Source organism: Streptomyces sp. NPDC038135 (genome assembly GCF_055601245.1).
Genome location: NZ_JBVJXS010000007.1, coordinates 310,575 through 328,992 on the forward strand (window position 1 = coordinate 310,575; position 18,418 = coordinate 328,992).

General features: G+C 71.2%; 16 protein-coding genes. 7 read left to right on the plus strand and 9 right to left on the minus strand.

What is annotated here, in order from left to right; all coding sequences use genetic code 11:
* Window positions 1-52: 52 nt before the first annotated feature.
* Window positions 53-1,564, minus strand: coding sequence for a cellulase family glycosylhydrolase (locus ACZ7JA_RS21730; protein ID WP_470809820.1), 1,512 nt, complete (start codon window positions 1,562-1,564; stop codon window positions 53-55).
* Window positions 1,565-1,700: 136 nt separating this feature from the next.
* Window positions 1,701-2,666, minus strand: a complete 966-nt coding sequence (locus ACZ7JA_RS21735) for a WD40 repeat domain-containing protein (RefSeq protein WP_470809822.1) — start codon at window positions 2,664-2,666, stop codon at window positions 1,701-1,703.
* A gap of 88 nt (window positions 2,667-2,754) precedes the next feature.
* Here ACZ7JA_RS21735 and ACZ7JA_RS21740 point away from each other — a divergent pair, with 88 nt between their 5' ends.
* The 3 genes from ACZ7JA_RS21740 (at window position 2,755) to ACZ7JA_RS21750 (ending at window position 5,163) form a co-directional block, all read left to right on the plus strand.
* Window positions 2,755-3,438: an SGNH/GDSL hydrolase family protein gene (locus ACZ7JA_RS21740; RefSeq protein WP_470809824.1), complete on the plus strand. Its 684-nt coding sequence runs from the start codon at window positions 2,755-2,757 to the stop codon at window positions 3,436-3,438.
* 88 nt (window positions 3,439-3,526) lie between these two features.
* Window positions 3,527-4,117 (plus strand): Uma2 family endonuclease, encoded by a 591-nt coding sequence (locus tag ACZ7JA_RS21745; RefSeq protein WP_470809827.1) that lies wholly within the window; start codon window positions 3,527-3,529, stop codon window positions 4,115-4,117.
* Between the two features lie 53 nt (window positions 4,118-4,170).
* Window positions 4,171-5,163 carry an aldo/keto reductase gene (locus tag ACZ7JA_RS21750; protein ID WP_351665880.1) on the plus strand — a complete coding sequence of 331 codons (993 nt, stop codon included), beginning with the start codon at window positions 4,171-4,173 and terminating at the stop codon, window positions 5,161-5,163.
* 141 nt (window positions 5,164-5,304) lie between these two features.
* Here the strand turns inward: ACZ7JA_RS21750 and thpR are convergent, their stop codons facing one another.
* Window positions 5,305-5,877 carry an RNA 2',3'-cyclic phosphodiesterase gene (thpR, locus tag ACZ7JA_RS21755; protein ID WP_404028400.1) on the minus strand — a complete coding sequence of 191 codons (573 nt, stop codon included), beginning with the start codon at window positions 5,875-5,877 and terminating at the stop codon, window positions 5,305-5,307.
* A 102-nt stretch (window positions 5,878-5,979) separates the two neighbouring features.
* Here thpR and ACZ7JA_RS21760 point away from each other — a divergent pair, with 102 nt between their 5' ends.
* The gene (locus ACZ7JA_RS21760) at window positions 5,980-6,567 is read left to right on the plus strand and encodes a Uma2 family endonuclease (RefSeq protein WP_470809830.1); all 588 of its coding nucleotides are present in this window, start codon (window positions 5,980-5,982) and stop codon (window positions 6,565-6,567) included.
* 19 nt (window positions 6,568-6,586) lie between these two features.
* Here the strand turns inward: ACZ7JA_RS21760 and ACZ7JA_RS21765 are convergent, their stop codons facing one another.
* Complete coding sequence (locus ACZ7JA_RS21765) at window positions 6,587-7,924, minus strand: MFS transporter (RefSeq protein WP_389303172.1); 1,338 nt, start codon at window positions 7,922-7,924, stop codon at window positions 6,587-6,589.
* Window positions 7,925-7,957: 33 nt separating this feature from the next.
* Window positions 7,958-8,395, minus strand: coding sequence for a MarR family winged helix-turn-helix transcriptional regulator (locus ACZ7JA_RS21770; RefSeq protein WP_199210975.1), 438 nt, complete (start codon window positions 8,393-8,395; stop codon window positions 7,958-7,960).
* 154 nt (window positions 8,396-8,549) lie between these two features.
* Between ACZ7JA_RS21770 and ACZ7JA_RS21775 the strand changes: the two genes are divergently transcribed.
* Window positions 8,550-8,732: a ribbon-helix-helix protein, CopG family gene (locus ACZ7JA_RS21775; RefSeq protein ID WP_097257380.1), complete on the plus strand. Its 183-nt coding sequence runs from the start codon at window positions 8,550-8,552 to the stop codon at window positions 8,730-8,732.
* Window positions 8,733-8,742: 10 nt separating this feature from the next.
* On the opposite strand, the gene ACZ7JA_RS21780 is transcribed toward ACZ7JA_RS21775, so the two are convergent.
* Window positions 8,743-10,194 carry an NCS2 family permease gene (locus ACZ7JA_RS21780; protein WP_351665889.1) on the minus strand — a complete coding sequence of 484 codons (1,452 nt, stop codon included), beginning with the start codon at window positions 10,192-10,194 and terminating at the stop codon, window positions 8,743-8,745.
* 150 nt (window positions 10,195-10,344) lie between these two features.
* Between ACZ7JA_RS21780 and ACZ7JA_RS21785 the strand changes: the two genes are divergently transcribed.
* Both ACZ7JA_RS21785 and ACZ7JA_RS21790 read left to right on the plus strand, forming a co-directional pair.
* A complete protein-coding gene (locus ACZ7JA_RS21785; protein WP_199210977.1) occupies window positions 10,345-10,614 on the plus strand; it encodes a DUF2530 domain-containing protein in 270 nt (89 codons plus the stop codon).
* 102 nt (window positions 10,615-10,716) lie between these two features.
* Window positions 10,717-13,113: an HAD-IC family P-type ATPase gene (locus ACZ7JA_RS21790; RefSeq protein ID WP_470809837.1), complete on the plus strand. Its 2,397-nt coding sequence runs from the start codon at window positions 10,717-10,719 to the stop codon at window positions 13,111-13,113.
* A 3-nt stretch (window positions 13,114-13,116) separates the two neighbouring features.
* Here the strand turns inward: ACZ7JA_RS21790 and ACZ7JA_RS21795 are convergent, their stop codons facing one another.
* The 3 genes from ACZ7JA_RS21795 to ACZ7JA_RS21805 all read right to left on the minus strand — a co-directional run bounded on the left by ACZ7JA_RS21795 (window position 13,117) and on the right by ACZ7JA_RS21805 (window position 18,391).
* Window positions 13,117-13,947, minus strand: coding sequence for a hypothetical protein (locus ACZ7JA_RS21795; protein WP_389450134.1), 831 nt, complete (start codon window positions 13,945-13,947; stop codon window positions 13,117-13,119).
* A gap of 224 nt (window positions 13,948-14,171) precedes the next feature.
* Window positions 14,172-15,098 (minus strand): hypothetical protein, encoded by a 927-nt coding sequence (locus ACZ7JA_RS21800; protein ID WP_450752743.1) that lies wholly within the window; start codon window positions 15,096-15,098, stop codon window positions 14,172-14,174.
* Window positions 15,099-15,244: 146 nt separating this feature from the next.
* Window positions 15,245-18,391, minus strand: a complete 3,147-nt coding sequence (locus tag ACZ7JA_RS21805) for a sacsin N-terminal ATP-binding-like domain-containing protein (protein ID WP_470809840.1) — start codon at window positions 18,389-18,391, stop codon at window positions 15,245-15,247.
* Between the last annotated feature and the right edge of the window lie 27 nt (window positions 18,392-18,418).

The following is an 18,418-nucleotide window of genomic DNA, read 5'->3' on the forward strand; positions in this document are numbered from 1 at the left end:
TCATGCCGCCGGGCGAAAGGCCGTTCTCATACCGCCGGACCGGCCACGCCGTTCACGTCGCCGTGCAGGTCAGCTTCGGCACCGTCCCGCCGCCGGGCGCGCCGCCGAAGCCGAAGCTCGTGGAACCGGCCACCGGCACACTGCCGTTGTGAGCGGCGTTCACAGCCGTCACACCGGTGCCGCTCTGGGTGTAGGCGGCGTTCCACATGGACGTGATCTGCTGTGAACCGCTCCACGTCCACGTCACCTTCCAGGACTTGAGGGCGGCGGTCCCGGTGTTCGTCACCGTCACCTGGGCGTTGAAGCCGCTCCCCCAGTCGCTGCTGACGGTGTAGGCGGCGCCGCAGGCGGCCGAGGCGCCGCCCCCGCCACCGCCGCCGTCGCCACCGCTGCCGGAACCCGGGAACAACGGCGCCTTCACGCTCGCCAGGTACCCGTCCTTCACCGTGTCCACGGTCGTCCAGTCGTCCTTCAGGATGCCACCCGTGTCACCGGAGTTGGGGTTCCACGACCAGAAGGTCCACTGGAAGGCGTCCGCGCCGTGGGTCGACGTCGGCCGCAGGTAGTCCACCAGCGCGGCCAGCCACTTCTGGTCCACGGCCGACTGCAGGGTGGTGCCGAACTCGCCCACCCACACCGGCGCGATGTTCTGCTTGAAGAGGTAGCCCCAGTACTTGTCCCAGATCCCCGGCATGTTGGCGGGGAAGGACGGATCGGCGAACCAGCTCTGCTGGGCCACGCTGGTGGCGTAGTCGTGCGCGGAGTACACGACGCGGTTCGGCACGTCGAGGCGGACCGGGTACTGCCCGGCGCCCATCAGGTTGCCGCCCCACCAGCCGGAGACGCCGTTGTACGACTGCACGCCCTCGACGAAGACCAGCAGGTCCGGGTTGACGGAGAGCACCGCGTCGCCGCCCCGCTCGGCCGCGAGCCGCCAGTCGGTGGCCTGGTCGCCGCAGCCCCAGCAGGCCGGGTCGTGCGGCTCGTTGTGCAGGTCGATGCCGATGACCGTGTCCTGGCCCTTGTACCGGGCCGCCAGCGCCTTCAGGTCGGCGATCCAGGTCGACTCGGGCACGGAGGCGGTGTACCAGAGGGCCGACTGGCCGCCGGAGTCCGGCCGGTGCCGGTCGAGGATGACCTTCAGGCCGTCCTGACCGGCGTAGGACACGATCCGGTCCATGACCTGGAGCGAGTTCAGCCCCTGCAGATCGGCGTTCTTGCCGCCGGAGAAGTCGATGCTCTCGGGCATCGTGCCGGCCCTGAACACGTCGTCGCTGTAGGGCAGCCGGATGGTGTTGTAACCCAGCGACCGCATCTGGTCGATCATGCTCTTGTAGTCGCGCGACCAGAGGCCGTGCGCCACGTGGTTGCCGGTCTCGAACCCGAACCAGTTGATCCCCGCGATGCGCACCGGCTGTCCGGCCGCGTCCAGGATCTGCCGGCCGCTGGTGTGCCAGTAGCCGGCTCCGGGGGCGGCGGCCGCGTGCGCCTGGTGTGCGCCCGCCAGGGGCAGCAGGAGCGCGGCGGCGGCAGCGCACAGCGTTCTTCGCAAGCTGCGGAACATGTGCCTCGGTTCCTCTCGGGAGGCGCGGCCCCGGAACGGATGGGAGCGCTCCCATGCGCCGCACCCCTCCAGGAAACCCAGACGCCATGACCACGTCAAGGGGCCCGGTGCGCCGACTCCACCGTGGCGGCGGCGCTCAGCGGCGCCGGCGCAGCAGCCGCAGCCCCAGGAGGACGACCGCGCCCACGGCGACGACGGCGGCCCCCACCTTGAGGCGCCCGCCGCTGCCGCCGGCTCCGTCGGACGCGGAACCGCCGTTCGCGGACGGGGACTTGGCGGAGTGGTCGCCCGGCGCGTCCTGCGCCTGGACCGAACTCCCGGCGCCTTCGCTGCCGTACATCAGCCGGGTCCCGTCGGCGGAGTACGTCAGGGACTCGCCCTGCCCCTGCAGGGGCACGTCGAGCCGGCCCTCGCGCTTGATGCGCCCGCCGTTCCAGTCGTAGTAGATCCCGCCGAAGTACCCGCGCACGGCGAGCTGCTCGCCGTCCGGGGAGAAGGCGGCGTCGGTGGCCCACAGGTCGACCGGGGCGACGGGGCGGAAGACGTTCGTGGCGGAGGTGGAGAGCGTCGAAGGCCCCTCGAAGAGGTGCCCGCCGTCCTCCTTCTTGTCGATGATGTACACGCGCCCGGTCTTCGGATGGACGAGGAGCGACTCGGCGTTGCGCGGCCCGTCGGAGTACTTCACCACGTACTGCCGCGCCGTCACCGTCTGGTCCTTCAGCACCTTCGGCTCGGGCAGCCGGTAGATCCACACGTACGGCCATCTGCCGTCGAAGTTGTCCCCGATGTCGCCCACGTAGATCTCGTTGTGCGGGCCGATGGAGATGGACTCCACGTCGCGCGGGGAGCCGATGCCGCGCAGGGTGACGGTCGCGACCGTGTTGCCGGTCCTGCTGTCCACGGCGTAGATGTACGGACCGTCGTCGCTGTCGTTGTGCGTCCAGTAGATGCCGGGGTGCAGCCGGGAGGCGGCCAGACCGCTGGACTCGGTGATCCTCGGGTCCTTGATGGTGAAACCCTGATCACCGTCGGCGGCATGGGCGGGCAGCGCGCAGGCACCCGCGAGCAGGGCCCCGGCAAGCAGGGCGAACGGTCGACGCATGCCCCAAGCCTGCCATTCGCCCCGTGGCTCCGGTGGACGTGTCGGGCCTCACATCCCACCGGCATCGGTGATCGTCCATCATGAGCGGGTGCTCAGGTTCATGCCCGTGGGGGACTCGATGACCATCGGGAGCGCGGGCGAACACACGTGGCGTTACCGTCTGTGGCAGCATCTGCGCGATTCGTACGGCGGCCCGTTCACCCTCGTGGGCCCGCGCGAGGAGCTGTACGACAAGGCGGCCGAGGCACCGGTGTCGCACGCGTACGCGGACCCCGACTTCCCCCGGGCGCATCTGGCCGGCTGGGGCGAGGGCTGGCTGCACATGGCGCCGCTCATAGGCGAGGCGGCGCGCACGCACCGGGCCGACGTGCTGCTGGTCTCCCTGGGCCTGATCGACCTCGGCTTCTACACCAACGCCGAGCAGACGGCGGAGAACGTCCGGGCGTTCGTCACCGGCGCCCGCGAGGCCCGGCCCGGCATCCGCATGGTGCTGCTGCCGGTGATCCCGAACGTCCGCGCCCGGACGGACGAGGAATTCGCGGCCCAGGTCGACCGGTTCAACGAGCTGCTCGCCAAGACGGTGGCCGACCTGGACGAGCCCCGCTCCCCCCTGCTGCTGGCCTCGCCGCCCGAGGCGTACGACATCGACGCGGACACCTACGACGGGACGCACCCCAACGCGCGCGGCGAACACCGGATCGCCCAGGCGTTCGCCGCCGCGATGTGGGAGGCCTGGGGAATCGGACAGGCGTACGCGGCCGGCAGAGGTTGACCTGATTCCGTCGTCTCCCCGTCACCGTGCGTATCGTTGAACCGCGCGGCTGCTTCTGTCCATGGGGCAGCCGGGGAGGAGCGCCACGATGACCGTCCTCGAAGACAGGATCGCGATGGCCGACGCCGACGCCAACACCCAGCGTTTGGACGACTGGTTCGACCGCCTGGAGCGGATGCCCGTCCCCGAGGGATTCCGGGTCGAGATCGTCGGGGGCAACGTCTTCATGACGCCGCAGCGGGGCACTCATTGGCAGATCATCTTCCGTATCGCGGATGCGGTCGCGGGAAAGCACGGGATGGACAGGGTCTTCTCGGACGTACGCATCGACTTTCCCGGACACGAGAACGGCTTCTGCCCTGACGTCGCCCTGCTCAAGGACTCGGCGAAGCCGGACGACACGGGCCACTGGCGGTATCAGGACGTCCAGTTCGTCGCCGAGGTCGTCTCAAGGGGAACGGCCGCGAACGACTACGGCCCCAAGAGGATCGCGTACGCGGACGCCGAGGTTCCCGTGTACGTCATCGCCGATCCGTACCAGGGGCGTTGCCACGTCCACACCGATCCCAAGGAGGGCGACTACGCCCGGGTGACGCGGGTCGACTTCGGCACCGACGTCGACCTGACCGGCACGGTGGTCGACCTCGTCATGAAGACGGACGCCTTCCCCCGCGACTAGCCCGCCGAGCCCCCCTTGCTTCGAGCGCACTCCAAGCCGTTGGCTAGGACACCATGAAGTACACGCAGCTAGGACGCACGGGACTCAAGGTCAGCCGACTCGTCCTCGGCACCATGAACTTCGGCCCGCAGACCGACGAGGCGGACAGCCACGCGATCATGGACGCGGCGCTGGACGCGGGCATCAACTTCTTCGACACGGCCAACGTCTACGGCTGGGGCGAGAACAAGGGCCGTACGGAATCGATCATCGGCAACTGGTTCGCCAAGGGCGGCGACCGCCGGGACAAGGTCGTTCTCGCCACCAAGGTGTACGGCAACATGGGCGCCGAAGGCGCCGCCTGGCCCAACCACGACAAGCTCTCCGCGGTCAACATCCGGCGCGCGGTGGACGCCAGCCTGAAGCGGCTGCGGACCGACTACATCGACCTCTACCAGTTCCACCACGTCGACCGGAACACTCCCTTCGAGGAGATCTGGCAGGCGATCGACGTGCTGGTACAGCAGGGCAAGATCCTCTACGCCGGCTCCTCCAACTTCCCCGGCTACAAGATCGCCCAGGCCAACGAGATCGCCGCCCGGCGCGGCGGCACCATCGGCCTGGTCAGCGAGCAGTGCCTGTACAACCTCGCCGAGCGCCGCGCCGAGATGGAGGTCATCCCGGCCGCGCAGGAGTACGGCCTCGGGGTCATCCCGTGGTCGCCGCTGCACGGCGGTCTCCTGGGCGGAGTCATCAAGAAGGAGGTGCAGGGCGGGCGCCGTGCCTCCGGGCGGGCCGCCGACACCCTCGCCGACCCGGCCGCCCGCGCGCAGATCCAGTCCTACGAGGACCTGCTCGACAAGCACGGCGTGGAGCCCGGCGAGGCCGCCCTGGCCTGGCTGCTGACCCGGCCCGGCGTCACCGGCCCGATCGTCGGACCGCGCACCGCCGAGCAGCTCGAGTCGGCGATCAGGGCCGTGGAGCTGGAGCTGAGCGAGGAGCTGCTGACCGGCCTCGACGAGGTCTTCCCGGGCCCCGGCCCGTCCCCGGAGGCCTTCGCCTGGTGAGCCGCGCCCGCCGCTGACCGCCCGTGCGGCCGCGCCCAGGCCTCACCTGCCGAGCGCGGCCGCCAGGGCGACGACGGCGAACATCAGCACGAGCACAAAGGCCATGATCCGGTTACGGGTCTTCGGGTCCACGTATCGAGGTTAACCGGCCGCGCCCAGTGCCCAGCGGGCGACCGGCTCGTAGCGGGGCTGCTCGCCGGGCACGCCGGACTTCGGCAGGTCGCTGCGGACGAGGACCAGCTCGTCCACCGTCCAGGTGCGGCTGCCGAAGTCGTGCAGCGCCGTCACGTAGGGCCGTACGTCCACCGTGGACCGGCTGCGGGCCACCGTCAGGTGCGCCTGGTAGCGGCGGTGCTCCCCCATCTCGATGCCGCTCCTGCGCGCCGCCGCCTCCGCGCGCCCGGCCAGCAGCCCCAGGGCGCGCAGGTCGCCGTCCGCGCCCGCCCACAGGGCCTTTCCGCGCCCGAACTGGCCGCCGCCGCGCAGCGCCAGCGGAAAGGCCGCCGTACGGCCCGCCGCACGCTCCAGACGCGTGCGCAGCTCCGGTACCAGCTCCTCGTCGACCTCGCCGTAGAAGGCGAGCGTGAAGTGCCAGCCGGGCCGCCCGGTCCAGCGCAGCCCGTCCGCGCCGGGCAGGTCCCGCAGCGCGGCCACCTCCCGGGCGAGCGCGTCGGCCACGTCGTCCGGGGGCAGCAGGGCGGCGAAGAGTCTCATGCCGCCAGTCTCCCGCGCACGCCCCGGCGTGTCCGGATGACCGTGCGTATCGTTGTACCGCGCGGCTGCGCCCGCTCGTGGGGCCCGGGGAGGAGCGCCACGATGACCGTCCTCGAAGACAGGATCGCGATGGCCGAGAGCGACAACACGACCACGCTCGACGAGATGTTCGAGCGGCTCGAGAAGATGCCCGTCCCCGAGGGATACAAGGTCGAGATCGTCGAGGGGACCGTCTTCATGTCGCCGCAGCGGGACACCCACTGGGAGATCATCCTGGACTTCGTCGAACAGTTGCGCGCCAAGTACCCGCGCAAGCGCGTCAAGTCCGATGTACGCATCGACTACCCGGGCCATCTCAACGGCTTCGCGACCGACGTGACGGTGATGTCGGAGGGCGCCGCGAGGACCGAGGACGGCCGCTGGGACTGCGGGGACGTCGAGTTCGTCGCCGAGGTCGTCTCCCGGGGCACCGCCGCCAACGACTACGGGCCCAAGAAGGCCGCCTATGCCGAGGCCGGGGTTCCCGTCTACGTCATCGCCGACCCCTACCGGGGTGAGTGCCACGTCCTCACCCACCCCAAGGACGGCAGGTACGCCCTCGAGGTGAAGGCCGACTTCGGGGAGGAGCTGGACCTCACGGGCACCCCCGTCGGTCTCGTCCTCAAGACCGGCGAGTTCCCCCGCGACTGAGTCCCGCTCCTCCCCTGCGTCAGGCCGCCGGGGCCAGTTGCTCCCGGGGGACGAAGCGGACCTGGGGGTGGCCGCGGTGCCAGCCGACCGCGAGGCGCAGGCCGCCGATGCGGGCCAGGATCAGGCCGATCGTGGCGGCGGCCACGGCCGAGACCACACCGCCGAGGGCGAAGCCGACCCGGGCGCCGTAGGTGTCCGTGATCCAGCCGACCACCGGTGCGCCGAGCGGCGTGCCGCCCATGAAGACCATCATGAACAGGGCCATCACCCGCCCGCGCATGGCCGGGTCGGTGGCCATCTGCACCGCCGTGTTCGCGGTGACGTTGACCGTCAGGCCGAAGACCCCGATCGGGACCATGAGCAGCGCGAACAGCCAGTAGGACGGGGCCAGCGCGGCCACCGTCTCCAACGTGCCGAAGGCCAGCGCGGCGGCGATCAGCAGCCGCAGCCGGGCCGTGCCGCGGCGGGCGGCCAGCAGGGCGCCGCCGAGGGAGCCGACGGCCATCAGGGTGTTGAACAGGCTGTAGGCGCCGGCGCCGGCGTGGAAGACGTCGTCGGCGTAGGCGGAGAGCCACACCGGGAAGTTGAAGCCGAAGGTGCCGATGAAGCCGACGAGGACGATCGGCCAGATCAGCTCGGGGCGCCCGGCGACGTAGCGCAGGCCCTCCCGGAGCTGGCCCTTGCCGCGCGGCGCGCGCTCGACGACGTGCAGCTCGCGGGAGCGCATCAGCAGCAGTCCGGCGATGGGCGCGGCGAAGGACAGGCCGTTGGCGAGGAACGCCCAGCCGGTGCCCACGCCGGTGATCATGAGGCCCGCGACGGCGGGGCCGACCAGCCGGGCGGACTGGAAGTTCGCGGAGTTCAGGCTGACCGCGTTCTGGAGCTGACCGGGGCCGACCATCTCGGAGACGAAGGACTGCCGGGCCGGGTTGTCGACCACCGTGGCGAGTCCGACGGCGAAGGCGGCGACGTAGACGTGCCAGACCTGGACGTGGCCGGAGAGGGTCAGGAAGGCGAGCGCGAGGCCGGTCACGGCCATGGCGGCCTGGGTGACCAGGAGGGTGGGCCGCTTGGGCAGCCGGTCGACCAGGACGCCGCCGTACAGGCCGAACAGCAGCATCGGCAGGAACTGCAGGGCGGTGGTGATGCCGACGGCCGCGGAGGAGCCGGTGAGGCTGAGCACCAGCCAGTCCTGGGCGATGCGCTGCATCCAGGTGCCGGTGTTGGAGACGACCTGGCCGGCGAAGAACAGGCGGTAGTTCCGGACCTTCAGCGAGCTGAACATCGAGGACTTGCGGGCGGTCGGGGTAGTAGTGATCGGTGCGGGGGCGGAAGCTGCTCCGGATCCCGAACTCAAAAGGTTCGCCTCCTCCTGGCGGGGGTGAATGGCTTACAGATGCGCGAGCTTCTCCAGCACCGGGGCGGCGGCGCGCAGTTTGGCCCACTCGTCCTCGTCGAGGGCGTCGACCAGGCCGGCCAGGAACGCGTTGCGCTTGCGGCGGCTCTCCTCGAGCATCGCCTCGGCCTGCTCGGTCCTGGTGACGACCTTCTGGCGACGGTCCTCGGGGTGCGGCTCGAGCCGGACCAGGCCCTTGCCCTCCAACAGCGCGACGATGCGGGTCATCGACGGCGGCTGCACGTGCTCCTTGCGGGCGAGTTCGCCCGGGGTGGCGGTGCCGCAGCGGGAGAGGGTGCCCAGCACCGACATCTCGGTGGGGCTCAGCGACTCGTCGACCCGCTGGTGCTTGAGCCGACGGGACAGCCGCATCACGGCGGAGCGCAGGGAGTTCACGGCGGCGGCGTCGTCGCCATGGTTGAGGTCCGGCATGGTCATTAGCGTAACTCATTACTCTCGCTAAGGACCACCGGAGAAGGGGCCGGACCCCCGTGACGCCCGCCACTCGACCCCACGATCACCCGTAAGAGTGAGTCGTTTCCGAAAAGTGACGCATGAGACGGTCGGTTGTGGCGACCTAGTACACATGGGGACCACTGTGCTCAGCCTGCGGATAGACGGGGAGCTGCTCGAACGGCTCCGCCACCACGCGGCGAGAAGAGGAATGAGCGTGCAGGACTATGTGGTCCGCACGCTCATTCGGGACGACTTCGACGAGCGGTTCCAGGCCGCCGTCGAGGAGACGGAGAAGTTCTACGGCGTCACCTGACGCCCGCGCCTCAGGTGAGGCCCAGGGCCGGCATCAGGTAGTAGAAGGCGAACACCGCGGCGACGACGTACATCGCGACCGGGACCTCGCGGGACCGGCCGGCGGCCAGGCGCAGCACCACGAAGGTGATGAAGCCCATGCCGATGCCGTTGGTGATCGAGTAGGTGAACGGCATCATCATCATGGTCACGAAGGCCGGGATGGCGATGGTGTAGTCCGCCCAGTCGATCTCCTTGACGGAGTTCGAGAGGATCAGGAAGCCCACCGCGACCAGGGCCGGCGTGGCCGCCTGGGACGGGACCATGGTGGCGACCGGGGTGAGGAAGAGGGCCACCGCGAAGAGGGCGCCCGTGACGACGTTCGCGAATCCCGTGCGCGCGCCCTCGCCGACACCCGCCGTGGACTCCACGAAGGCGGTGGTGGCCGAGGACGAGCTGGCGCCGCCCGCCGCGACCGCGATGCCGTCGACGAAGAGGACCTTGTTGATGCCCGGCATGTAGCCCTGGGCGTCGGTCAGCTTGGCCTCGTCGCCGATGCCCATGATCGTGCCCATCGCGTCGAAGAAGCACGACAGCAGGACCGTGAAGACGAAGAGGATGCCGGTCAGCACGCCGACCTTGGAGAAGCCGCCGAAGAGGCTGAACTGGCCGACCAGGCCGAAGTCGGGCGTGGCCAGCGGGTTGCCGGGCCACTTCGGGACCGTCAGGCCCCAGGTGGAGACGTGGGCGACCGAGTTGATGATCAGCGCGAGGACGGTCATCCCGACGATGGAGATCAGGATCGCGCCCGGCACCTTGCGGACGATCAGCGCGAAGGTCAGCAGCGCGCCCAGGACGAAGATCAGCACCGGCCAGCCGTTGAGGTGACCGCCGACGCCGAGCTGCAGCGGGACGGTGGTCTGCGCGGCGTCCGGCATACGGGTGACGAAGCCGGCGTCGACCAGACCGATCAGCATGATGAACAGGCCGATACCGATCGAGATCGCCTTGCGCAGACCGAACGGCACGGCGTTCATCACACGCTCGCGCAGCCCGGTGGCGACCAGCAGCATGACCACGAAGCCGGCGAGCACGACCATGCCCATGGCGTCAGGCCAGGACATCCGGGGGGCGAGCTGCAGCGCGACGACGGAGTTCACACCGAGACCGGCGGCGAGCGCGATCGGCACGTTGCCGATGACGCCCATCAGCAGCGTGGTGAACGCGGCCGTCAGCGCGGTCGCGGTCACCAGCTGACCGTTGTCCAGGTGATGCCCGTACATGTCCTTCGCGCTGCCCAGGATGATCGGGTTCAGCACGATGATGTACGCCATCGCGAAGAAGGTGGCGAGACCGCCGCGGATCTCGCGGCCGAGCGTGCTGCCGCGCTCGGAGATCCGGAAGTAGCGGTCGAGAGCGCCGTAGGCGGGAGTGCCGCCCGGCTGCTCGGGGGCGGGGACCTTGGCAGGTGCCGAGGTGGACATGAGGACCTCATCACCAGCGGGGTTCCCCCGAGCCCCGTTGGAGTTTCATACGAACAGAAGCGGCCAAAGACAAACGGTTTCAGTATGAACGTATGAGCGGTAAATCGCTATCTCCGCGCGTAGACCTGATCGCCTCGTAAGCTGTCCCCCATGACGAAGTGGACCCCGAAGCACGAGGCGCCGGAGCCCCTGGAGGGGCCCGTGGTCGCCACCATCACCGGCGGCACGATCGTGTGGTTCGTCCTCTTCCTGGTCCAGCTCCCCTTCTACGGCTGGTTCGACGACCACGGGCACCTGTGGTGGCTGTGGACCTGCCTGGCCGGCGGCGGTCTCGGCCTGATCGGCGTCTGGTACGTCCGCAGGCGGGACGCGGCGATCAAGCGGGACGCGGCGCTGAAGGCGGCCACCGCGGGCAGGTAGCCGCCGGGCACTCCAACCAGCGCAGGACGCCCCTCCTCCCCAGGTCGGATCTTCCGCCCACTCGGCAGGTGAAGCCGCAGATCCGCACGTACCGTCGAATGCATGACGCACATCGACGCGGGGGCCGAGCTCGACCCGGTGCACCCGGTGGCTCTGCCGGCGGCCGGGTCGGCCGGCCTGACCCGGGCCGAGGTCGCCGAGCGCGTCGCCCGGGGCGAGGTCAACGACGTCCCGGTGCGCAGCAGCCGCTCCATGGGCGAGATCGTCCGCGCCAACGTCTTCACCCGGTTCAACGCGATCATCGGTGTGCTGTGGCTGGTCATGCTGTTCGTCGCGCCGATCCAGGACAGCCTCTTCGGCTTCGTGATCCTCGCCAACACCGGCATCGGCATCGTGCAGGAGTGGCGGGCCAAGCAGACCCTGGACTCGCTCGCCGTGATCGGCGAGGCCCGGCCCACCGTCCGCCGCGACGGAGTGGCCGTCGAAGTGGCCACGAGCGAGATCGTCCTGGACGACCTCGTGGAGACGGGACCCGGCGACAAGATCGTCGTGGACGGGGTGTGCGCGGAGGCCGACGGTCTGGAGATCGACGAGTCGCTGCTCACCGGCGAGGCCGACCCGGTCCACAAACGGCCCGGCGACCAGGTCATGTCCGGCAGCTTCGTCGTGGCCGGCGGCGGCGCGTTCCGGGCGACCAAGGTGGGCCGGGAGGCCTACGCCGCGCAGCTCGCCGAGGAGGCGTCCCGGTTCACGCTCGTCCACTCCGAGCTGCGCACCGGCATCTCCACGATCCTGAAGTACGTGACGTGGATGATGGTCCCGGCCGCGATCGGCCTGGTCATCACCCAGCTCGTGGTGAAGAACGACAACCTCGGGGCCGCGGTCGCCCGCACGGTCGGCGGCATCGTCCCGATGGTTCCCGAGGGGCTGGTGCTGCTCACCTCCGTAGCCTTCGCCATCGGGGTCATCCGGCTCGGGCGCAAGCAGTGCCTGGTGCAGGAGCTGCCCGCCATCGAGGGCCTGGCCCGGGTGGACACCGTCTGCCTGGACAAGACGGGCACGCTGACCGAGGGCGGCATGGACGTCACCGAGCTGCGGGCGCTGAACGGCGCCGACGAGCCGTACGTGCGCAAGGTGCTGGGCGCCCTCGGCGAGTCCGACCCGCACCCCAACGCCTCCCTCCAGGCGATCATCGACGCCTGTCCGGACTGCGAGGAGTGGCGCTGCGTGGAGTCGCTGCCCTTCTCCTCCGCCCGCAAGTACAGCGGCGCCGCGTTCAGCGAGGGCGACGGGGAGGCCAGCACCTGGCTGCTGGGCGCCCCCGACGTACTGCTCACCGAGGACGACCCGGCCCTGGCCGAGACCGAGCGCCTGAACGAGCAGGGGCTGCGGGTCCTGCTGCTGGCCCGCGCCACCCGCGACCTGGACGACCCCGAGCCGGCCCGCGGCGCCCGCCCCACCGCGCTGGTCGTGCTGGAGCAGCGGCTGCGCCCCGACGCCGGCGACACCCTGCGCTACTTCGCCGAGCAGCGGGTGCAGGCGAAGGTCGTCTCCGGGGACAACGCGGTGTCCGTCGGCGCGGTCGCGGCCAAACTGGGGCTGTCCGGTACGGCGGTGGACGCGCGCCGGCTGCCGGACGATCAGCAGGGCATGGCGAAGGCGCTGGACGAGGGGACCGTCTTCGGCCGGGTGACCCCGCAGCAGAAGCGGGACATGGTCGGCGCGCTCCAGTCGGGCGGGCACACGGTCGCCATGACCGGGGACGGCGTGAACGACGTGCTGGCCCTGAAGGACGCGGACATCGGCGTCTCCATGGGCTCGGGCTCGGAGGCGACCCGGGCGGTGGCGCAGATCGTGCTGCTGAACAACAGCTTCGCCACGCTGCCCTCGGTGGTCGCCGAGGGGCGCCGGGTGATCGGCAACATCACGCGCGTGGCGACGCTGTTCCTGGTGAAGACCGTGTACTCGGTGCTGCTGGCGCTGCTGGTGGTGTGCTGGCAGGTGGAGTACCCGTTCCTGCCGCGTCACCTGACCCTGCTGTCCACCCTCACCATCGGCGTCCCGGCCTTCTTCCTGGCCCTGGCCCCCAACACCGAGCGGGCCCACCCCCACTTCGTCCGCCGGGTCATGCGGTACGCGGTGCCCGGCGGGGTGGTGGCGGGAGCGGCGACCTTCGCGACGTACCTGCTGGCCCGGCACTACTACACCGGTCCGGGCTCCCTGGAGGCGGAGACCAGCGCGGCCACCCTGACCCTGTTCCTGATCTCCATGTGGGTCCTGGCGATCATCGCCCGCCCCTACACCTGGTGGCGGATCGCCCTGGTGGCCGCGATGGGCGCGGCCTTCCTGCTGGTCCTCGTCGTGCCGGCCCTGCAGGACTTCTTCGCCCTCAGGCTGGTGGGCGTCACCATGCCGTGGACGGCGGTGGCCGTCGCGGCGGTGGCGGCGGCCGTCCTGGAGTTCCTGTGGAGATGGGTCGGCCGCCGCTTCCCCGCTTGAGGGCTACTTCACGTCGACGTAGTCGCCCGTGGCGCTGACCGCGGGGGTGGTCGAGGTGCCCGCGAAGCTGAAGCGCCAGTAGCCGTCGTAGGAGGCCGTGGTGGTGGTCTTCAGGTTGCCCGAGGAGTCGGAGTAGACCGTCTTGACGGTGGTGTACGTGCTCGTGCCCGCCTTGCGGAACTGGAGCTTGACCGGCTGGCCGGTGTAGCCGTGGTACTGGTGGTCCTCCCAGTTGGCGCGGGAGAGCTTGCCGGTGACCGTGAGGGTCTTGCCCTTGTAGACCGGCTCCGGGGAGGCGTTGGCGGTGAGCTTGGAGTAGCGCTGGACCAGGGTGCTGCCGAGGCCGTCCTGGTCCTTGTAACCGACCTTGCTCATGTCCGGGCTGTCCGGGTTCTGCCCGTTGAAGGCGATGGCCTCGGCGGCCACGGTCCAGGAGCCGGCGTCCGCGTTCGCCAGGTCGCCGTCGGCCGGGTGGACGTCGATCGTGCCGGTGCAGGTGGCGGTGGTCGCCGAGGTGGCGGTGCAGGTCGCCCCGTCGTCGCCGTACAGCTCGGCGCTCGGGTCGGCGAAGGAGCCGCGGTAGAGGAACGCGTCGGTGTAGAAGTCCTGCGCGGTGATGTCGACGTCCGCGCCGTGGGTCAGCGTGTAGGTGTACTTGGTGCTGACCTCGTTGGTGGTGCCGACCTTGATCGCCTTGGCGATCGTGACGCTGGAGAAGCTCGCGTCGAGGGTGTACGGCGTGCCGCTCGTCGTGGCCGCGTGGGCGGCCGGGACGACGAGGGCGGAGAGGGCCAGGGCGCCGGAGACGGCGGCCACGGTGGCACGTATGCGCATGTGCGGTTCCCTTGGAGGGAGAAGTGATCGTGGAGTCGGCTGACTCACGCGATCAGATCCGCGACACCGGGCGCTGGTTGTAGGGCGAGAGCGCCTTCCGGCCAGATTTTTGCTCCCGATTGCCCGCCCGTTACCCGGGTGGGGCGACCGCTTGGCACAAGTGGGGGAAATACTTCCGGCCCCGGAGACAGCGCGTCTCCGGGGCCGGTGCGGTGCGGTGCCGCTTACTTCACGTCGACGTAGTCGCCCGCGGCGTTGACCGCCGGGGTGGTCGAGGTGCCGGCGAACGAGAAGCGGTAGTAACCGTCGGCCGTGGCCGTGGTCGTGGTCTTCAGGTTGCCGGTGGAGTTGGTGGTGATGGTCTTCAGCGTGGTGTAGGTGCTGGAGCTCTTCTTGCGGTACTGCAGCTTCACCGCCTGGCCGGTGTAGCCGTGGTACTGGTGGTCGTCCCAGTTGGCCCGGGACAGCTTGCCGGTGACCGTGATGGTCTTGCCCTTGACGACGGGCTCCGGGGAGGCGTTGACCGTCAGCTTCGAGTAGCGCTGGAGCTTGGTGGTGGCGACGCGGTCCTGGGCCACGTAACCGATCTTGGTCACGTCGCCGGTGTCCGGGTCCTGGCCGTTGAGGGCGACGGCGTAGCCCTCGGCCTTCCAGGTGGTGGCGTCCGCGTTGGTCAGCCCGAGGAACTCGTCCTTCGGGTAGATGTCGATGGTGCCCTTGCAGGTCGCCACCGTCGCCGACGAGTCGGTGCAGACCGGCCAGTCGTCGCCCATCTGCAGGGCGGTCGGGCTGTCGAAGGACCCGCGGTAGATGTCCACGTCCATGAAGAAGTCGTCGGCGTGGATGTCGACGTCCGCGCCGTGCGTGACCGTGTACGTGACCGGCACGGAGACGTGGTTGGTGGTGCCCACGACGATCGGCTTGCCGTTGTTGACCTTCACGGAGGAGAAGGTGAGGTCGAGCGCGTAGGGCTCGTCGGCGGCCGAGGAGCTGAACGCCGACTTGCCGGAAGCGGCGTGGAAGGCGCGGGCGGCCTTCGCCAGGTCGGCGGGCGTGTAAGAGGAGCCGTCGGCCGCCTGCGCGGCCGGCACGACGAAGGCGGAGAGGGCCAGGGCGCCGGTGACGGCGGCCACGGTGGCACGTATGCGCATGCGTTCCCCTGTGTGGAGAGGGTGGGCACTTGCGTGCCCAAATGATCGTGGAGTCAGTCGACTCGTTGATCAGACCCGCCACCCAGGGGAACGGTTGTAGAAAATTTGAAGGTTTTGCGAGTGGCTTACGAAGTTGGCGCCCGGCCTCAGTCGAACCAGCGGTCGCGCGCCAGTTCCTCCGTCCGGGAGGGGTCCTCCAGCAGGGCCGCCACCTCGAAGCGGCGGGGCCACTGGCCGGCCGCCCAGGCGAGGCCCGCCGCGACGCCCTCCAGGGTGGCCGCGTGCAGCGTGCCGTCGTCGGTGAGGCGCCAGTCGATCTCGACGCCGTCCACGACCAGTTCGTCGTGCTCCACATAGGTGCCGGGGGTGCGCGGCCCGAGCAGCACCCGCACCGCGTGCGGTACGTCGTGCTCGGCGCCCTCGGAGTCGACCGACCCGGTGACGGACTCGCTCAGCCGCCGCACCTGGAACAGTTCGGCCAGTTCGGCGGCCCGGGCCGGGGGCACCGGCAGCAGCGGGACCCCGGAGGTGAAGGGAAGCAGGTCCGGGGAGTCCACCACCACCGCGTCGGCCGCGTCCACCACCTCGGTCCGGCCGTCCACGACCGCCCGCAGTTCGTCCGGCAGCGTCACCTGCTCGGGGTCCAGCTCGGCCAGCGCGCCGTAGAGGCCGTGCAACTGGGCCGGGCTCACGGGCCGCTCGGGGTCGGACAGGCGGTCCAGCAGTTCGGCGGCGCCGCCGGGTTCGCCGAGCAGGGCGGCGACGGAGGTACGGACGCCCAGCGCGCGCAGCACCTGCTCGTCCTCGAAGCCGGTCGCGTCGGCCTCGTCGTACAGGCCGTGCAGGAGCGGGTCCCCGCCGGCCGCGAGCAGGCCCGCCGGACGGCGGCCGTCGAGCACCGGGTGGCCGCGCAGCCACCACGCGGTGTACGGGCGCACGACCTCGTGGGTGCCGTCGGGCAGCAGGACGCGCACCGGCTGGGTCAGGGCGTCGCGCAGCGGGGGCTGGGCGAGCAGTGCGAGCGCCTGCGGCCACTTGTCGTCGTCCACCAGGTCGAGGTCGCGGACGGCGACCAGTTCGGTGGCGACCGGCGGCACGGGCGTGTCCGGGAAGCGGTCGAGGATGTCCTCGCTCCACACGTCCACGGCGTCCAGCAGACCCGCGTCGTCCGGCTCGGCGAAGTCGCTCTCCCGCGGCTCCAGTTCGTCCGGGTCGAGGACCACGTCCGTGGCGCGGACCAGCGCGAAGTTCGCGAGCACCCCGCAGGCGGTGAGCGGCTGCTCGCCCCACTTGGCGGCCAGGTCGGGGTCGACGGCGGCCAGCTCGTCCTCGCGGATCACCTGGGCGAACGGGCTGCCGGGCAGCACGAGTTCACCGGCCGGGGCGAGTTCGCCGTCCTCGTCGGGCAGCGCGAGCGCGCCCAGCCAGGGCTCGTCACCGGGTTCGAGGGCGGCGTCGCGGACGAGCGCGAGGACGGTGTCGGCCAGTTCCTCCGCGTCCGGCGCGTCCTCCTCCCACAGCACCCCGCCCTCGTCGTCCAGCGAGGCCGCCACCGCGGCCCGCACCTGCGGGGTGGTCAGCACCGCGCGCGGGGTCGCGGGCAGCGCGCCCAGCTTCTCCAGCAGCGGGTGGACGGCGTCCTCGTGCGCGACCTTCAGCCCGAGCCGGCCGAGCACGTCCGCGTCCAGGGCGGCGGCGTCGGGGCTGGGCAGCAGCACGTGCCGGGGCCCGATGGTGGTGCGCCCTCCTCCGGAACCGGAGGCCCCGGCCAGCGGCACCGGCAGCCCGGAGAGCCGGTCGGGGTCGACCCCGGCGAGGCTGTCGTAGAGCCGCCACCACCAGTCGGGGTCCTTCTCCAGACCGGCGAGCCGGTCGACGGCGTCGGCGAGGGGCAGCCGGGCCACCCCCAGGGTGCGCAGTTCCACCCGGCGCTCCAGCCCGGCGGGCAGCAGGGTGGGCAGCACCTCGGCGAGGACCCGCACGGTGTCCGCCCCGGCGCCCTCCACGATCTCGGCGTCCCTCGGCCGCAGCGCCTCGGGGAGGTCGTCGTCCTCCGTGTGGTCGGCGGCCGGGGGCAGGAACGCGGTGCGCGGCAGCCGCTCCAGGACCGCCTGGCGCAGCGCGCCGTCCAGCTCCCCCTTGCCCAGCGGCCCGGGCACCAGGTCGATGACGCCGTCGGTCACCGGGCGCCAGGCGGCGAGCAGTTCGGTGTACGCGTCCGCCGCCCGCTGCACCAGGAAGTCGGTCAGCGGACCGGGGGCCGCGTGCCGGCGGGTGGTGTCCAGCGGGAAGGACGCGATGAGCAGCGCGGGGACGCCGAGGGGCTCGTCGCTGGGGGTCGGGGCGTGCACCACGCCCGCGGTGCGCGGCCGGACCGGGCGCCCCTGGTCGTCCTCCGGCACGGCCCAGGTCACCGACCAGTGCGGGCGCAGGCGCTCCTCCACCGGCCGGTCGGCGAGCAGGTCGGCGGTGAGCGGTCCGTGCGCGGCGACGGTGCGCCAGCGGGTGACGCCCTCCCGCGAGTCCTCCACGACGGTGACGGCGTCCTCGGTACGGCGGCGCAGGGTGCGCGGGGTCGCGCCGTCGACCTCGATCACGACCTCCGCCAGGCCGGGCAGGGCGAGGAGCAGGGCGTCGTCCACGGCGTCGAGGAGCCGTTCGGCGAGGTCGGCGGCGGCCGCGTCGCGCAGGGGCAGGATGACGGCGGTGTCGTACGGGTCGGGGGCGGAGCCCTCGGCGGCGAACGGCAGCCGCAGCAGCGGCACGTGCCCGTCCCGGCGCCGGACCTCGTCCCCGAGTCCGGGGCTGTGCCGGGCGGTGTCCGCGGCCAGTTCCCTGGCCTCGGCCAGCGACCAGCGGACCCCGCCGTGCCGGCCGACGATGGCCGGCTCGTCGGTGACGGACAGTACGGCGGCGAAGCCCACGCCGAACCGGCCGACGGCGCCGTGGGTGTCGTCGGCGTCCCGCTTGGCGGAGGCCCGCAGGGTGGACAGCGACTCGACACCGGTGGCGTCCAGCCCGGCGCCGGTGTTGGCGGCGACGAGGACGCCGTCGCGGAGAGTGAGACGCAGCCGCCCCGGCACCTTCGCCCGGGCGGCGGCGTCGGCGGCGTTCTGGGCCAGCTCGATGACGAGCCGGTCCCGGTAGCCGCCGAGGACCAGGTCCTCCTCGGCGTTGGCGTCCTCGCGGAACCGGGCGGGGCTGGTGGCCCAGGCGTCGAGGACACCGCGGCGAAGACGGGCGGTGCCGAAGGGGTCGGCGCCCTCGGTCGCCGGCCGCACGTACTTGCTCACGTTCACTCTCCTCGTCTGCGTGAGGAC

Excerpts from the sequence above, each read along its gene's own strand:
- ACZ7JA_RS21730 (WP_470809820.1), bottom strand. The coding sequence starts at position 1,564 with ATGTTCCGCAGCTTGCGAAGAACGCTGTGCGCTGCCGCCGCCGCGCTC.
- ACZ7JA_RS21735 (WP_470809822.1), bottom strand. The coding sequence starts at position 2,666 with ATGCGTCGACCGTTCGCCCTGCTTGCCGGGGCCCTGCTCGCGGGTGCC.
- ACZ7JA_RS21745 (WP_470809827.1), top strand. The coding sequence starts at position 3,527 with ATGACCGTCCTCGAAGACAGGATCGCGATGGCCGACGCCGACGCCAAC.
- ACZ7JA_RS21750 (WP_351665880.1), top strand. The coding sequence starts at position 4,171 with ATGAAGTACACGCAGCTAGGACGCACGGGACTCAAGGTCAGCCGACTC.
- thpR (WP_404028400.1), bottom strand. The coding sequence starts at position 5,877 with ATGAGACTCTTCGCCGCCCTGCTGCCCCCGGACGACGTGGCCGACGCG.
- ACZ7JA_RS21760 (WP_470809830.1), top strand. The coding sequence starts at position 5,980 with ATGACCGTCCTCGAAGACAGGATCGCGATGGCCGAGAGCGACAACACG.
- ACZ7JA_RS21770 (WP_199210975.1), bottom strand. The coding sequence starts at position 8,395 with ATGCCGGACCTCAACCATGGCGACGACGCCGCCGCCGTGAACTCCCTG.
- ACZ7JA_RS21775 (WP_097257380.1), top strand. The coding sequence starts at position 8,550 with ATGGGGACCACTGTGCTCAGCCTGCGGATAGACGGGGAGCTGCTCGAA.
- ACZ7JA_RS21780 (WP_351665889.1), bottom strand. The coding sequence starts at position 10,194 with ATGTCCACCTCGGCACCTGCCAAGGTCCCCGCCCCCGAGCAGCCGGGC.
- ACZ7JA_RS21785 (WP_199210977.1), top strand. The coding sequence starts at position 10,345 with ATGACGAAGTGGACCCCGAAGCACGAGGCGCCGGAGCCCCTGGAGGGG.
- ACZ7JA_RS21790 (WP_470809837.1), top strand. The coding sequence starts at position 10,717 with ATGACGCACATCGACGCGGGGGCCGAGCTCGACCCGGTGCACCCGGTG.
- ACZ7JA_RS21795 (WP_389450134.1), bottom strand. The coding sequence starts at position 13,947 with ATGCGCATACGTGCCACCGTGGCCGCCGTCTCCGGCGCCCTGGCCCTC.
- ACZ7JA_RS21800 (WP_450752743.1), bottom strand. The coding sequence starts at position 15,098 with ATGCGCATACGTGCCACCGTGGCCGCCGTCACCGGCGCCCTGGCCCTC.